The organism is Microcoleus sp. AT8-B5, assembly GCF_036705565.1.
Lineage (GTDB): Bacteria > Cyanobacteriota > Cyanobacteriia > Cyanobacteriales > Microcoleaceae > Microcoleus.
Map to the genome: position 1 here is coordinate 1 of NZ_JAUBUY010000003.1, position 15,846 is coordinate 15,846.

The window sequence follows — 15,846 nt, forward strand, 5'->3', positions numbered from 1 at the left end:
CAAAGTTTTCAATCGATTCATGCCGTGTGTATTCAAGGAATTCAGCAAGTTTCTAATTTGACATCAGAACGGTTAGCCATCTTAAATTTATTTCCAGTCACCTGTCGGTCTTATTATTTTTTGTTGTGAAAAGAAGTCTATTATTGATTGGTAAAACTGACTTACATTTAAATAATTGTTGATTCAGCAGTGATGTATTATTGTCATAATGCGGGCGATATATGCTGGGAATTAATAGTTATTAATGGTCTGATTTTTGACTTTTAATGGGCTAAGAAGATTGAATTAATGCCCTCATGTCAATTTTTAGGAATTCCTAACTGAGTGATGCGAGCGTTGCACAGATTTTTGGGTGTTTTTACTCACTATTATCTCGGATGATTCACTTTTATCCCCTCCATCTGCCTATGTGCCAGTTGGGGGTGCGGAATGTGGGATCAAATCCTCTAGGTCGGGGGTAGGCAAAGAAAGGCACTACAAGAGTCAAAATTCATGTTTTTGGTGAGAATGAAACAGCCTTGCCTTAAGAAGGGGAGTAGGGGTTGACTTTGAGTAAGTTATTGTCCCCCCCTCTTCTTATCCCGAACTCAGGTTAATTAAGATTTAGCCATTTTTGAGCGTTAAGCCGCTGGACGACGCCAAACACCATGAGGTCTAGTGTTACCTTGCGCTCATCTATCAAAAAAGGCTCTAAAGTGCTGGTTTTGGTATTATTTTCAGCGCAGGAAAACGCCCTTTGACTTTGAATATTTTCTTGAGGAAAATACAGGTTAAATTGGCGCTGACCTTCTTGGAATTTGCCAATTACCTGCCAGCAATCTCCGGCGGAACTCATGCCAGCAACTGGGAGTTTTTGCTTTGCCAAACTCACCTCTAAATCCTTAACGCCCTGCTTAGTCAAAGCAGTTTGCAAAGCGGGCAAATAATCTTGTTGAATAAATTCCGCAAAGGGCTTGTCTTCAACAGCAGGTGCTTTTTCCTTCTTAGCTTTAGCTGGGGGCTTGTCGCCTTCGGCCTTGGCTGGGGGCTTTTTAGCAGCCGCTGGAGGCTTGTCAGTGCTGGGTAAGTCGCTTGTGTCTGGTTCGTCGGAACTTGGGGCGTGATCGATCGCAGCACTGGGAGTTTCGGATTCGCCAGCGGTAGGATTTTTCGGTTCTTCTGACATTAACGCTTCCTGGTAAAAGTGATTGGGTAAGGAGTTGGGAGTTGAGCAAGCGGGCGATCGACTTTCTTGAGGGCACACATTTTATCGAAAACCAACCTGAGAGAATGGCTAGTCAAAAAAATTTGAACTCAAAACACTCTCACAGGGCGATCGTCCGCCAAGATCACAACTCCTTTGGTTATTCTAAATCTCAGCGACAGCTCGTTCAATCAAGCGGCGGGCGAGAGTTTGAACACCAGTGTGTTCGTAGTAGTTGGTAGTGATATCGAGGAATGCGCCCACGTAGTCCACCTTGTCGGCAGAAATGTCTACAAAATTCTGCAATTGGCCGAGTACGTTTTGGGGAGTCAAACCTCGATCGCTCACAAAAGAGCTCATCCAGCCAGAAACCGAGTTAAAGCTTTCGCCGATAAAGCCGAGTTGGCCTGCGGGAGAGCCCCCAGGAATCATGCCGCCGATCGACTTAAATGCCTGATTCTCTTGCAAATCGCTGGGGGAGAGCCTCTGAATCCAAGACTGAGTTGCCATGATAAAGTCTGGGCCCAGGGGAATCAAACCATCAAAACAAACCAAAGCAGCCATCCGCATCAAGGATTCGCCGCCGTAGTCGCCCAAGGAAGCGGCAAAATCGCCGATGCTGTCGCCGGGAATACCGTTAATTTGGCAAAAAGCGAGCAACTCAGTGACTAACTTCAGAGAAAGGTCGATCGTTTGAGCTTTTTCCGGCTTGGGAGTGAGATTGCCCAGAAGGGACAAAAACGGCACATTTTGGGAGACTTTGTTAGCGAGGGCGGCAGTACCCAAAGCCTTGTCGGCGTTGTCAATAGTTTGGTAGAGCCAGAGAGCGCGCTGGTAGCCCTCAGATTTATCGTTGTACAGGTAGATGGCGCGCTCGCCAATTTGCTGGATCAGTTCTTCGTCTGTTTCGCCAGTAACGGTGCGAATGGTATTTTCAAAGCCAACTAAATTGTTCCACTCGCCGGGAACCACAAAGTCAAGCGCTCGCAGGGCTTTGACAGTCATGTTGTCTTGAGGCAGTTGATCGACTAATTCAAAGACTGTTTTGCTCACAAAAAAACTCCTTATGCTGAAACGAAAATCAAAGGTATTACTTTTGGCAGATTGCAAAACTTCACAGTCTCATAGTGGCCGACTTAGTTCTGATAGCGCCAGACTTGAGTCGGGCGCCGAGTTGGAAAAAAGACATGGCTACTTGAGGCGGGCGAGGCCGCCCAGGTTAAATTTTGACAGCCAAGCTTCGCGATCGCTAGCGGTAAAAGAGGAAGTCCGGGATTGAACTTTCACCTGATAGCGATTTGCCACTAAAACAGCAGTGATATTAGCACCTTGATTAACTGCGGGATAGCCGCCTATTTTCTTGGTACTTTGCTGGAATTTTGCACCTGCGCTGGGGTTGCCGGCGATGTCGTTAATTGAGAGAACCGCGACATTTTTACCGTCTTTGTTCAACTTAGCTTCAGCAAAACCGGATTTTTCTTGAGCAAAAACGCGATCGAATCCACTCCCAGAAGACGGGAAGTATTTATTTAACTTACCGCCTGCAACTGCCTTTTTGGGCAGGTTTTGATTACTAGCCGTTGATTTGTCAGCAGTTGTCTGCTGTGCTTTACCAGGTTTTTGGGTGCTTTCCTCCTGGGCTTTGTCCCAGCGTGATGGGGCTTGGGTTTGGCCGCAGGCGGTCACCAGCAGCAGTACCGAGATCAGGAATGGAGCTAAGATGCGGCGTGCGGGGAAAAATTGCATCGCTGTCTCCTCATTAGTAGGTTTCCATAACAATTGTGGCTTAGAATTTGGCAATTTGTGTCCTCTGAGCGGATGATTTGTCTTCTTTGTAAAAAAATCCTCTGCCTGCAGGCGGAGGATTTTTTTGCAATTATGAGTTTTGAAGGAAGAAAACTGAAAGATTGCTCCACAGATAAATTCTGGGGATGGGAGTAAAGAAACTAAGTTTTCGGATAGCCAGCAATCTCAAAACAATTTTTGCTGATTTTCCCTAGATTTATCTAGAAATGTCAGAGCAATTGTTCGTCAATCGTCTTATTACTTCGGCTTTCCAACTTAGGTCTTACTTTAGAGGTAAGGATCAGGCGTCGCTTTCAATGTAGATAAACAACAAACCCATTACCACAACTGGCATCACCCAGGTAATTAGGGGAATCAAAATCCAAGGCAAGAAAGAGGCAGCGTAGGAACCTGTCATATCAAATTCTCCAAACTAAAGTTAGTGTGTTCCAACAGGGATATGTGGGAGTCGAGTCTAATTGTTGACTAAACCCCGGAAAATGGCATCAACGCCGTTAAAGTTTTCGAGTAAGAAGTAGGCAGCAAAGACACCACCCATTCCACCAATAAAGAAACCAGCGGTAAACTGGCTCCAGCCTTCAGCATTTCTGAGGGAATCGGGAGTCATGGGATTAGCGCTAGGGTAGCTGGTGTTGTCTTGCTTGAAAGAGACCAAACCGTAGGCAGACATACCTGCTGTGCCAAGCAGAACTAATACGAGGGCTGTAATTAATCCGCCGAGATTAGCTGCTTCTGGATAATCCCGCAGGGGCCCGAAGACGATTTCAGGGCCGACGAGGAAATAACCATGTGCCAAACCGATTTCTAGACCTCGAACTAGGGGTGAGAGTCCTTTGCGGTAGGCCGGCAAGTTCCCAATAAATGCTTTTGTGAAATCAGAAGCACTGATGGGGGTGGCTAGATGACCCGTGAAGGGGTCGCCGTTAAAGGGTTTAATAAGCTCTGCATCTCTGGGATCTGCCATATTCTGTGTGTCCTCGCTGTGCGTAAAAGTTGAGGCGTTCAAGTCATATTTTACGCAGGGACGTGTTTCCTATTTACATAATTAACGGCGAGCTTTAGAAAAGTTCACTATTCTTTAGTTTTTGGAAGAATTTTTCTTTTGCCTCTTATACCAGAAAGCGAGTCGATCGGGCGACACTCCCAGGAAATAAGCGATGATTACTATTTGATTAATGGCGGTGGTGTGGATCACCCCAAGCTGCTGCCAGCGACGGGCGGAGGTCAGGACTGGCTGGGGTACTATTTCAATGCGACCTTGTTTTTTCAATCGGCGCACGAATTCAAAGTCTTCCATGAGGGGCAAGTCGGGAAAACCGCCGATTTGGTCAAAAGTAGCTGCGTTGAGGAAAATGGCTTGATCGCCGTAGGGCAGTTGCAGAAAGTTCGATCGCCACTTTACCCCTGTTTCTACCAGCCGGAGGCCCAGGCTGCGGGCGTCAATCTGGAGTTGAAAGGCCCCCGCTACAGCAGACGGGTTAGCTAGTACCCGACGCGCGCTATCGTCGTACCCGCGAGGCAACAGAGTGTCTGCGTGGAGAAACAGCAGGATATCTCCAGCAGCAGCGGTGGCACCTGCATTCATTTGAGTGGCGCGGCCTGGGGGGGTGGAGATAACTCGGACGCCAAAAGATTTTGCTATATCTGTAGTACCGTCGCTGCTGCCACCGTCAGCGACAATTATTTCGACATTTTGGGCCTCAAGGGCGGTGGAGATGACTGAGGCTATTGTAGGTGCTTCGTTTAAGACTGGAATGATAATGGAAATTTTGAGATTGGGATTTTCTGGCGACATACAGACTTAAGCAACCCGTGAGAGAGAGGGCGGGTTTTGTACAAAGCTGATTTTTCCCATTTCTGACCCCAGGCTCGCCCCTACATTTTGCCTTAATTAAGGTGGGAGAGTTTGGTAAAAAACCAAGCTATTAGTTGCTCATTTTTTACAATAGCCTCGCACCTACATTGGGCTTTCCTGTGGCAGGGCGGGTTTTGTACAAAGCCGATCTATTAGTTGCTAATTTATTTGCTAATTTTTTGTTTTTTCTCGCGCCTGGGACTATTGTCCCAAGCGCTGTCTAACTGCTACTGAGATTCAGCATTTGGTTAGACAAATACACTTACTATATTATGACCTTATGGTTTCACAATCAAGTAGTTTTATTTAATTAAATATGACAATTACTAATGATTGAAAGAAATTAAATATAGTTTAGTTATTTCAACATATTAATATCTAAACCGAGGAGGTCTTCAGGTCGATCGATATCTGCAAGAGTGGGAAGATAAGCAATATTGAGAGCGAGCTTTTGGGCGATCGCCCGCGTACAAGCAAATACTTCACTGGTTCCCCACTGAATGCCACCGAATAATTCCGGAATCGATCGCCGCAGCCCGATCAGATAATAACCTCCGTCTTTTGCCGGGCCCAAAACTAAATCGTGGTGGCTCAGTGCCTCAAAAGCTTGTGCCATGATTTCTGCTTTCAAACCAGGACAATCAGTGCCGATAATTGCTGTTTTCTCAACCCCTGAATTAAAAGAGTTTTGAAACGCTGCTGTCATTCTGGCGCCCAAATCACCGTCTATTTGATTTTCACAAAAAATATCACTTCCCAACCACTCTTGCATCAGTTGTTGGCTGCCGCCGGCTCGGTGAATTTCTACCGATAATCCGCGGGTTTTTTCGAGAGAGAGCGCGCAGGCGATCGTCCGTTGGGCCATCAAACGGTGAAGGTTAGCAGCGCCTGTTTTTCCCAGCACCGGAATTAGTCGAGTTTTGGTTGTTCCCGGTTCGGGATAGCGGGTGAAAACAATCAGTTTTTCCGACATCATTTATTGTTCATGAGTTTTAAAGGCAGGCACCGCAGAGGAAAAGAAGAGAAAGAGTGGACAACTGATTCACAGATTGCCGATCGAGCTTGGTGGGTTAGGCCAGGACTTAATTTAATCGCCCCGGCCAACCCAGCATAAGCTGTGGAGCATTTAAACCAGTAACGAGGCTAGTAGGGTGCGTCATTCGCGAACCCTTACGCTGAAACGGAAAACCTTAGATGCTGACGCACCTTACGCAAGTCCTTTAAATGCCGAACAGCTTACAATGTATTTACTGAAAAATAGCCAGCGATTAGCTCATTTCTAGCATTCGCTGGATCGGCTGCAAGGCTGCTAGTTGAATATTTAGGGGCATGGTAATTTCAGGGGTTTGATTTTTCATAGCTAGATACAATTTTTCCAAGGTATTTAATCTCATGTGCGGGCATTCGTTGCAAGCACAACTATTATTGTTGGGAGGAGCGGGGATGAAGCGTTTGTGCGGAGCTTGCTTTTGCATTTGGTGAATGATTCCCGGTTCAGTCGCGACAATAAAAGCTTGGCTGGAACTAGCTTGAGAATATTTGAGCAAAGCAGTGGTAGAGCCGATGTAATTAGCGTGGCGCAGCACGGGAGGTTCGCATTCGGGGTGGGCGATTATTTCGGCTTCGGGATTCTCGATTTTGAGTTGAACTATCTTTTTTTCTGAGAAGTTTTCGTGGACGATGCAAGCTCCTTGCCAAATCTCCATGTTTCTGCCAGTTTGTTCCATGACGTAGCGACCGAGATTGCGATCTGGCCCAAAAATTATCGGCTGATTTTCGGGAATTTGGTTGACAATTTTAACCGCGTTAGAACTGGTGCAAATTATATCGCTCATTGCCTTAATTGCGGCGGTACAATTAATGTAGGAAATTACCAAATGTCCGGGTCGATCGGCTTTGAAAGCTGCAAAGGCTTCGGGAGGGCAACTGTCGGCGAGGGAACACCCAGCATTTAAGTCGGGCAACAATACTAATTTGTCAGGATTGAGAATTTTTGCGGTTTCAGCCATGAAATGAACTCCGGCAAAAACTATGACATCGGCGCTGGTGTTGGCGGCTTTGCGGGCAAGTTCTAGGGAGTCGCCAATGAAGTCTGCGATGTCTTGAATCTCGGAGTCTTGGTAATAGTGGGCGAGAATGACGGCGTTTAACTCTTGTTTGAGGGCGTTAATTGCTGCAAACAAGTCGTCGGGCAGTCGGGTTTGAGTAAAGTTCGGAGCAGGTGCGGTGGTAAACACAGTTAGAATATTCCGGGGAAGGTGCGGGCTGGACTCAAGTGTATTTTGAATTATAGTTGAATTCACCAAAAACGGTGGGCAGTTGGGCCAGAGGTAGAAAATTTGCCATAGGTTAACCGACTGACTGGCAATGGGAGCAAGATTTTGCGATCCAAGAGTGGACTCAGCTAAGTTTTTACCTGACTCTAATTAGACTGAAAGCTTTATCCCGCAAGATATTCACAGGTAAATGACTACCTTGAGCCACGAGTATTTTGAGTAGCCTCTATTGACATCCTTTATTTACATCGTTTACTGTAATCAGTATACGCTGTAAAGTGGTTGGTTTTATACATCTATGTACTTTGAAGACGATCGCCAGTGGCAGGGAACTGCTGAGTTTCTGACAAAAGAACTAAAACGACAGATTGAGCAGCTTGGGCTATCTGTGGAACCACCAGCCTTACGAACTGTGCGATCGTGGAGAGCCAAGCAACTCCTGTCACAGCCGAAAGGTCAAGAATTTCGGTTTCGGCAGATTTTAGAAGGACTGGCAACAGCACTTTTGCTCAAGAAAGGCTGGACACTGGCCGCGATCGCTCAAGTTTTACCCTCATTCCCCGACGCAACATTGGAGCAACAAATTGTTGCCGAGACTGATGGTCAAGACCCAACCTGGTTGCCACAAATGCAAACAACGACATTGCCATTACCCACAGGACACGCCAGCACGATCGATCTCGCTGAAGATACTGTTATATTGCTAGCCCAGGGAATTCTGCGACAATACACAAGAATTCTCAATCGAGACATCGTTCGCCAAGACGATGATAGTATGCCATCGGAACTTTATCGGGCTATGTGCAAGTTGGGCAGGCTATATATCGAATCTGGAAAAAGCGATCGCGCCGCTTGCGTGCATACGGTTTTGGAACGTGCTAGATATCCCCTCGATCAGTGGGAATTAGATATTTTTTGTCACGCCGATTTTGACTCTGGTCAAGTAATTCTCATCGATCCAGACTTGCGAGTGCCAACCCCAGATTGTGCAGTAATTGCCAACAGTAAAGGTACTTTTGGCGAAGATAATATCATCGAACACCGCCTGTACCAACGGTTGCGCGACGCAACTGAACGATTGGGAATTCGCCGCCAGCACAAAGCTTATACGGCTTTGCGATCGCTATTTGGCAGCCGATCGCTCATCGGAGAACACCAACTCTTAGAGTATTTACGTGACAACGATTTAACACCTTTACAGGGAATGATTGTTGACACCTTTTTTGATAGCGTGCCGGATGTCTGGTTAATTGACGGACACGCTCATCGCTGCGCGTATTGCGGTACGCTGATGCGCCCCTATCCCAATAAAGAACTTTTTCCCGATGGGCGATGTCCGATTCGCCAATGCCTCGGTCACAACTCCTCAACAGCAAAAGTTTCGGAGAAATCAGACCCAAACCAAGACCGATTGCTGATTGCCCAACCGCAAATTTTAACCTATTGGACTGGGCCGGCGATCGACGAATTAGCAATTTTTAAGGCAGCCATAAAAAACGGACTAGATGCCGAACTTTACCCAGAATCAGACCTATGCGATGTAGCAATTAACGGTCGCAATATCGGCATTGATGCTAAGTCATACACCAGTCCTGTCTCCCTTGCTTTGCGCCTCAACCGCACTGGCATCGGAGGGCTGATTCACTACCGCCGCCGCATCATTGCCGTCAGCGACCAATTAATTGAGGAGCGGCCAGATTACCTCTCTACTTTCCGGTCAGCGATCGATAAAAAAGGCGATCCTGCTACTCTCGAAATTCTGTCTGTTTCACAAGTCATACAGTTGTTAAAGAAAATCAAATATGAGAATTAAACCAGATTTCTGGACGGGAATAGATCGCATTTGCTGGCTGTGTGTCTTGATGGCAGAATTTATCGAAACTAATTCCCTAGAATATGCCCCTTTAACGATATCGGGAATGGCGAGTATCATCAATGCACCCGCGTTGGCAAAAGCCCGCCAAGCCATTTTCAATATGCGCCTGATGTCGCTGGCTTACGTAACAGAACAGTCAGTGAAACACGCCGTTGCTATTTATAACGATCGCCACTACCGCAACAAAACTCAAGGAACCTATAAAATTAACTTAGAAACACTTCACTTTCAACGCACAGACCCCCTAGAAGACCCTTTAATTGCCCAAGCACGTCAAATTCTGGGTCAGCCTTTAGCACACCAATTTTACAGCGCCACCTTTGCCGATCCCCGCCAGCCAATGGCCGTTGCTTTAGGTGAAGAAACAACAGCCGCGAGAGTGCCAATTGGGCCGATCGCAGCCCCACTTGCGCCGCGCCGCACCCATTCCCTCGATCGCGCCCCGAAAGCAAAAATCCGCATTCCCCTTGCGGAACTGTACGAGTTAGCAGTTGAGATGGATGAACGCGAAGCAAATCACCCTGAAAAAAGACGGGGTAGCTGGGTACAACGGTTTCAACATTTTGCACTTAAGGTGCCAGAAATTGGCAAGGGTTTGCGGGAAGAAACAGTCATCGAATTAGAAGGCATCAAGCACTTAATTGGACTGCCTGGATCGGGCAAAACAACTTTGCTCGTATTAATAGCTGTGTGGTTGGGAAAACGCGGTTATAAAGCGATGTTTGTGTTTCCCTCTATTGAAGTTGCCAGACAGTACATGGCAGAACTAGCATTTCATGAAATTAAAGTGGGAATGCTAGTCGGTCAAAGCGATGGAACTCGCCGCCGACACGCTAACAATATTGCCGAGGCGATCGCAGCATCAGGGGGAAATGGCGGCTTTGGCTATAGTTTGGAACAAGCAGAAGTTTTTGGCTTAAATTGCGTCTTACCTGCGTTTTCTACTGCTGATACTTCGATGTGGGGATTTGGTTATGCACCCTGCAATGAAATTTTACAAAGCGGTGGCAAAAAAGGGCAAATGAAAAAGTATCTTTGTCCGGTTTGGACGATGTGCGGTCGCCACAAAGCACCCCGCGATTTGCTAGATGCCGATATTTGGGTCGGCCACGTTCTTTCAATGGATACGGAAGTACCACCCCATGCTATTCGCGAGCGCATTCGTTATTTTGAATTAATTGCCCGGACATTCGATGTCGTAGTTTTTGACGAAGCAGATATGGTGCAATCAAATCTGGATGCTTACGGTGCTGCAACTTTAAAACTTTCCGGGGCGAAAGAATCTATCCATTTAGCCATTCAAGAGCAAATTCACAATCCTTTTGCTCGCGGAGAAAACTATCGATTGTTCGACCGCAATGTAGAACTTTACAGCCGCAATTTATCGGAATTTGGCGATCGCAATACATCATTAATTACTGCCGTTCAAAATATGCCCTCATCGCGAGTGAGCCAACGCTATGAGAATCAGTTATTAACCGTTCTGAGAATAGTCAGCGATTTGTTGGATGGCTATGAGAAAACTTCTAAACGCGATCGCCTTGACGAAGAGGAAGTCAAACAGGGATTTAGCAAAAGTCGAGCCTTGAAAGAATTCTGGGAAACGGCTGCTTACCATGCTTTTTACGATCGCACTGGCATTGAACCGCACGATCGGCTAAACATGGATCTGTGCGCTCAAAGGCTGGGAATAAACGCCGACACGCTCAAACAGCAATGGGAAACTCAAATTCTTTATTTTCGTCGTTATTTAGCGGAGAATCTGATCGAACGGCGCGATAAAATAGTCAAAGAAATTGCCGAATTGTTTTTGCCTTTGTGTTTTAAGGATGCCACTGCATCAGGCGAAGCTCAGGATACGATTACCTTACTTGTTTGCGTTACTTTTGTGATTTTAGGCTATCAGCGTATCGTACCGCAAACTCGAACAATGGTAGCAGAAGGACTGCTTCGGGAACCGATTGTCGAATCAACGGCAACACCCGAACTGCGACAACTGATTCCTGAGAATATTTTGGGGTCTTTTTCGGGCGTGAAATACAGTTGTGAATCGGCACAAACTACTCGCTCTCAAGCCCGAAATGTGGAACTGTCTTATATTATTTTTGTGGGCGCGCCTCGGATGTTAATGCACCGTTTTCATCAGTTATTTGAGGCAGATGGCGAACTGACAGCGCCGGCAGTTTTAATGACTTCAGCTACCTCATTTCTCGAAGCAAGTCCTGCTTATCACATTAACTCTGGGCCGGATTATCTGCTGAAACCGCGGCAAACAGAACACGAACCCAAAAAGAGCTTTTACCGCTTCAAATGGCTGCCCGATCGCGAATCGCGCGATGAACCTCTCCGATATAGCGGTGCAGGCGAATTGCGCGATCGTAATTTAAAAAAAATGGTAGACGCGCTGGTGCAAGGAGGAACCAAGAAATCTGAAATTTACAAATCCATCCTCAACTTTGACGTGCAACATGGTATTTACCGCAAAGCTGCCTTAATTGTTAACAGCTACGAACAAGCTCGGAACGTTAAGAATTTTATCAACGATTACCATCCAGAAATCGGCAAAAGAACCAAAGCAGTTGTTAATTTTCTCAAAAACGGAGAGCAACCCACAGATTTCGTTACCACGGCTCAGTGCGAGGCTTTAGGAGATGATGAAACTTGCGATATTATCATTTTTCCGATGTTGGCGATCGGTAGAGGCGTGAATATTGTTTTTACCAAAGGAGATAGGCAACTCGATGCAGCGATTGGCACAATTTATTTCCTCACCCGTCCCCACCCCACCACTGACGATACGCAACTTTTGTACAGCCTCGCCGGCAAAGCTACCCAAGAATTTGACAGTCGAGTTTTTACTGAAATAGAAGGCTTGCCTGCAATTTCTAATGCTTGGAAACAGTCGAGAAAACAACTATGGAAAACGGCGAATCGACTGTTGCGCGAACCTCTCATGGCTAGCCGTTTGGGTGAAGATTTATTTAAACCGTTTACGGCAAATCAGATGGTTGGGATTTTGCAAACTATCGGGCGCGGGATGCGAAATGGGTGTCCGGTACAAGTTTACTTTGTCGATGCAGCTTGGGCTATTAAATCCACTAAAAATGAACCTGACTCCGGGCGGGACAGTATGCTAGTTCAAATGCGAATTATTTTAGAAGAATGCGTCAAGCATCCCGATCCAGTGATTCGAGAAATTTATCAAGAACTTTACGGTGCATTTCTGGAGCCCCTGCGGCGCATTAATGGCATAGTTTACCCGGAAAGTTTACGCGATTCAGAAGGTTTGACAGAGGAAGAAGACGATTTTAATGATTTTTCGCCTTTATTGGAGATGTAAGCATGAACGACGAAATTTTGGACGAAATTGAATTCGATCGCGACGGCGAAGTAAAGCACTCCTGGACGCACTCAGACCAAAGAAACCGGGTTTTTTACCGAATCTACGGGCTGTAACGAAATATTTTCGTAAAAAAACCCGGTTTCTGGCCCCCATGCGTCCAGGACTATAAAGGAAACCACTATTATTGGAGATGCAACCATGAACGACGACATTTTTGACGAAATCGAATCCGATGATGACGAAGAAACTGAAGCTACTGTGGTTTCAGACACTCTTTACATTCCTCTTGCGAATAAGAGTCTGAAAGAAATTACCCTAGCTTTTACCGTGCCAGATAATATCGAGCCAGTAACAGTCAAAGGCTTGACACTAGGTTGGACAAAATCTGCTTTACATGAGCTTTCAACTATCCAAAAAGCTGCTTGCAAGGGCGATTCAGCCATCAAAAATCTCCCTTATGCCTCGCTGCGAGGTTTGTTAGAAGTAGGACTTGACAGTGCCGCACGGATTCAGTCAAATGTAGGTTTGAGTAACTATTCGTTGAATTCTAAAAGTGTAAATGAGCCGGAACCATTTGCTTACTTAAATTCCGAAAGTACACAAGATATCCAGAAAGCGTTACGCCCAATTATCAACGAGTGGATAACAAATTTCCTAAAACCTTTTGCTGAAAAAGAAGATGGGCTAGTGGAAGTTATCGACCGTTTGGAAGATTTGCACGATCGAAAGGAGTTGTTAACAATTACTCCGTCTGAGTCTCAAGTTTTACCTTGGAAATGGAATCCAAATACAGGAACTACAAAACACAGCAACAATTATGATTATCGCGTGTTAGTCGATTATGCAGCTCGTGCGATCGCGGGAAAAGAGATTTTTCAGGAGCTAGGAACAATGAAGCGGGTTATTTCCAGCAGTGGTAGCCTCACAACTGGGATGGCAGAATTGATTACCGATCCCATTACTCTACCCGACACTACAGGAACATTCAGTCTGGTGGTACGCTTAGAAGTTGTAACCTATCCTTCTTTGCACCAGCCTTTATTGAAGATAGATGTTTCCAAACGCCGCTGGTTAAGTGGGTTACAACCTGCACGCTATAACTCAGCAAATATTAGCGGCTTTGTCTTTTCTGATGATTATAGCGATCGCACCTTTCGCTACACGGTGCTTTCCGATTCCGAAAAACCTGAGAAAAATCAACCCGACAAAAAGAAAAATTGGTTTTGGGCGATCGATAAAGATTTTGAAGCCTTGCGCGGCAAGCTAAAACTCCCGCTGAAAACCCCTAACGGTCAAAATATTGATGGTTCCCAAATTGCTTTGGGGAAAGCTTCAACGGATAGCTGTAAAGTAGTATTAACTTACCGCAACGGATTGCAAGAAGGGAAACACGGAATTGACGCAGGCGTACCGGAGATTGATAAATTAGAAGCTTTTGAGTCGATAGCCAAAATTATTGAACCTATCGGTTTTAAAGCTTTTGATAATTACTATCCTGTAAATTTTAAGAGAGGTGAAAGCCACAAATTAGATGATACAGCTTCACGCATGATTAATTTGCCTACTCTGTTAGGTGCTGCTTTAGAAGTTCTCGAAAAAGACGACTGCTATGATTTGACTCCCAAATATCTAGAAAGCTTTGAGGACAATGAGTTAAACAGCTTGCTCACTAAACACCTTGATATCAATTTAGATAATATTGCAAAAGGCAGAAAAGCCCTTAAATTGGTTTGTCAATTAAAAGAACTCAAGGCGATGATTCAGGCAAACCAGGAAGCTATGCGTCGGCTATATCCTAACGAAAGACTGTTGCTTGTTGTCTTTTACGAAGAACAATGTCAAACCGAAGTGAAACTGCTGCAAGCAATGATTCCAGTTCTGTGGGGTGGTGCGATCGAACTCATGGCTAATCGTTTGCCAGCAAACACTCACGGGCCGAGAGAGTCATTGCCCGGTGCAAATTTGAAAGCGAAAGAGCGATCGCAAAACCGCATAAAAGCCTGGGAGTCGATCGTCCAACAACTTGCTTTACGCAAACAGCGAACTTTTTGCCTGGTAATGGCACGGGAATGGTATCCAGACAAGAAACATGATGATTCGGTGAATAAACCCTCCTCCCGTCAAGCACTGGCTAAAATCGCTGGTTCTTGCGTGCAGTTTCTGCTACCGATTGAAAAAACTAAGGACAAAAATATTCTCAACCTCGATAATTTTTCCCATCGAGTGCAAGCGGCCCTAAAAGACTTACTTTGGGCTCATTCTGGCCGCATTGATGATGTCAAGGAAAAGGTTGACAAATGGCTAAAAGATACTCCTCAAGAAGCCAGACCCAAAGAAATTATTGGGATTACGATCGTCCGCAAACAGAAAGGTCGCGCTCGCGGCTCTATTGAGAAGACATTTTTACCAATTGCTATGCGTCTCAACGTGGAGACAGGCGAGTGCGAACTGTGCTGTGCTTATGATAGGAATAGTTTACAAATCAGTCCTTGGAGCAAGTTTTCTGATGCGATCGCCTTCATTTCCCAAATCTCCCCCGTGAAACTGGCTGACAAAGAAGATGTGCGTCGGAATCGTTTCATGGAATTTGTCAAGCAGATTATTTCCAATTCTGTAGAGGAGGGAAATCAACCATTAGTTACGATCGATTCTTCCAACTGCGTGAAACTTTGGTCTTGGCTTGCCGATTCTAAAATGAATGCAAATCAGATTAATTTTGAAACCCAGTCGGGAAGCCCCTTGCACGAACATATGGAGCAAGAATGGAAAGGCGCGCGGATAATTCGGATTCGCCAAGACCTCGCCCCTGGAATTATAGATAAAAAAGTCCGATATTTAACAGAAACTTCTCTGGAAGATACGCGGACAAAAAAAGAACTGACTTCAACCCTTGAAATTCCTTCAGCCTCTAGTGTAAAGGGATTATTTCGACTAAGTGCAACTAATCAAACGGGTTGTGTTGCTTATCTATCTGTAAGAAATGAAAAACCAGGTAAATTACGCGGTCAAAGTTGCTATCGCTCAACAAAAATTAACGTAGCTGCCAAGAAAGCTGAGGATTCTCAAGACAAACTTTTAAATAATGCTGATTTAAAAGTTGACGAAGCTGCCAATAAATCTGATGATTCCAAAGGCAAACTTTTAAATAAAGCTAAATTAAAAGTTGACAAAATCGCAAGCAAACCGCCGTTTTTGGGTCAGTGGACAACTCCCAATCCCCTTGAGATTGTTGTTACCTTGCGACAAGAAAATGACAAGCCCGATCGCCTTGCTGCACTGGTAGAATCTCTGCGCTATGGTTTCGGTCACTACAGCGACTGGTCGAGCTTACCGGCCACCCTGTTCTTCGAGCGTGTCGTGCGAGATTACATCAGCGAATTTGCAATTGAAGATGAAGAAAGGTCGGCGGAACCTGATAGGGAGGAATAATTCAGTCTAGGGGTTCTGTCCCGACTCGCTTGAGTTTTATAGCGTTGGAGTCGGTGATTAACGGGCTTAACTTCAGGC

At 45.6% G+C, this 15,846-nt stretch carries 11 protein-coding genes; 3 read left to right on the forward strand and 8 right to left on the reverse strand.

Features of this window, described 5'->3' with window-relative positions:
* Positions 1–592: 592 nt before the first annotated feature.
* From QUB39_RS02810 to nadA, 8 genes are all read right to left on the reverse strand, one after another.
* A complete protein-coding gene (locus QUB39_RS02810) occupies positions 593–1,165 on the reverse strand; it encodes a DUF2996 domain-containing protein (RefSeq protein ID WP_333212670.1) in 573 nt (190 codons plus the stop codon).
* Positions 1,166–1,348: 183 nt separating this feature from the next.
* Positions 1,349–2,236, reverse strand: a complete 888-nt coding sequence (locus QUB39_RS02815) for a hypothetical protein (protein WP_333056283.1) — start codon at positions 2,234–2,236, stop codon at positions 1,349–1,351.
* A 138-nt stretch (positions 2,237–2,374) separates the two neighbouring features.
* Positions 2,375–2,929: a hypothetical protein gene (locus tag QUB39_RS02820; RefSeq protein ID WP_333056287.1), complete on the reverse strand. Its 555-nt coding sequence runs from the start codon at positions 2,927–2,929 to the stop codon at positions 2,375–2,377.
* 340 nt (positions 2,930–3,269) lie between these two features.
* Positions 3,270–3,386: a photosystem I reaction center subunit VIII gene (locus tag QUB39_RS02825; RefSeq protein WP_333042098.1), complete on the reverse strand. Its 117-nt coding sequence runs from the start codon at positions 3,384–3,386 to the stop codon at positions 3,270–3,272.
* Between the two features lie 57 nt (positions 3,387–3,443).
* Complete coding sequence (locus tag QUB39_RS02830; protein ID WP_333056282.1) at positions 3,444–3,953, reverse strand: photosystem I reaction center protein subunit XI; 510 nt, start codon at positions 3,951–3,953, stop codon at positions 3,444–3,446.
* Between the two features lie 114 nt (positions 3,954–4,067).
* Positions 4,068–4,784, reverse strand: coding sequence for a TIGR04283 family arsenosugar biosynthesis glycosyltransferase (locus tag QUB39_RS02835; protein ID WP_333056281.1), 717 nt, complete (start codon positions 4,782–4,784; stop codon positions 4,068–4,070).
* Positions 4,785–5,202: 418 nt separating this feature from the next.
* On the reverse strand, positions 5,203–5,820 hold the full coding sequence (locus QUB39_RS02840; protein WP_333056280.1) for a TIGR04282 family arsenosugar biosynthesis glycosyltransferase: 618 nt from the start codon (positions 5,818–5,820) through the stop codon (positions 5,203–5,205).
* A 292-nt stretch (positions 5,821–6,112) separates the two neighbouring features.
* On the reverse strand, positions 6,113–7,081 hold the full coding sequence (gene nadA / locus QUB39_RS02845; RefSeq protein ID WP_333056279.1) for a quinolinate synthase NadA: 969 nt from the start codon (positions 7,079–7,081) through the stop codon (positions 6,113–6,115).
* A 337-nt stretch (positions 7,082–7,418) separates the two neighbouring features.
* Here nadA and QUB39_RS02850 point away from each other — a divergent pair, with 337 nt between their 5' ends.
* The 3 genes from QUB39_RS02850 (at position 7,419) to QUB39_RS02860 (ending at position 15,768) form a co-directional block, all read left to right on the forward strand.
* Entirely contained in the window at positions 7,419–8,933 is a 1,515-nt protein-coding gene (locus QUB39_RS02850; protein ID WP_333212673.1) for a restriction endonuclease-related protein, read from the forward strand.
* Positions 8,923–12,336 (forward strand): pPIWI_RE_Z domain-containing protein, encoded by a 3,414-nt coding sequence (locus QUB39_RS02855; RefSeq protein ID WP_333212675.1) that lies wholly within the window; start codon positions 8,923–8,925, stop codon positions 12,334–12,336. The genes QUB39_RS02850 and QUB39_RS02855 overlap by 11 nt, the downstream gene beginning before the upstream one ends.
* 201 nt (positions 12,337–12,537) lie before the next feature.
* Positions 12,538–15,768 carry an RNaseH domain-containing protein gene (locus tag QUB39_RS02860; RefSeq protein ID WP_333212678.1) on the forward strand — a complete coding sequence of 1,077 codons (3,231 nt, stop codon included), beginning with the start codon at positions 12,538–12,540 and terminating at the stop codon, positions 15,766–15,768.
* Positions 15,769–15,846 lie beyond the last annotated feature (78 nt).

Bases quoted from the DNA above. Each gene is read 5' to 3' on its own strand.
- QUB39_RS02825 (WP_333042098.1), bottom strand. From the start codon at position 3,386: ATGACAGGTTCCTACGCTGCCTCTTTCTTGCCTTGGATTTTGATTCCC.
- QUB39_RS02830 (WP_333056282.1), bottom strand. From the start codon at position 3,953: ATGGCAGATCCCAGAGATGCAGAGCTTATTAAACCCTTTAACGGCGAC.
- QUB39_RS02840 (WP_333056280.1), bottom strand. From the start codon at position 5,820: ATGATGTCGGAAAAACTGATTGTTTTCACCCGCTATCCCGAACCGGGA.
- QUB39_RS02820 (WP_333056287.1), bottom strand. From the start codon at position 2,929: ATGCAATTTTTCCCCGCACGCCGCATCTTAGCTCCATTCCTGATCTCG.
- QUB39_RS02850 (WP_333212673.1), top strand. From the start codon at position 7,419: ATGTACTTTGAAGACGATCGCCAGTGGCAGGGAACTGCTGAGTTTCTG.
- QUB39_RS02810 (WP_333212670.1), bottom strand. From the start codon at position 1,165: ATGTCAGAAGAACCGAAAAATCCTACCGCTGGCGAATCCGAAACTCCC.
- QUB39_RS02860 (WP_333212678.1), top strand. From the start codon at position 12,538: ATGAACGACGACATTTTTGACGAAATCGAATCCGATGATGACGAAGAA.
- QUB39_RS02855 (WP_333212675.1), top strand. From the start codon at position 8,923: ATGAGAATTAAACCAGATTTCTGGACGGGAATAGATCGCATTTGCTGG.
- QUB39_RS02835 (WP_333056281.1), bottom strand. From the start codon at position 4,784: ATGTCGCCAGAAAATCCCAATCTCAAAATTTCCATTATCATTCCAGTC.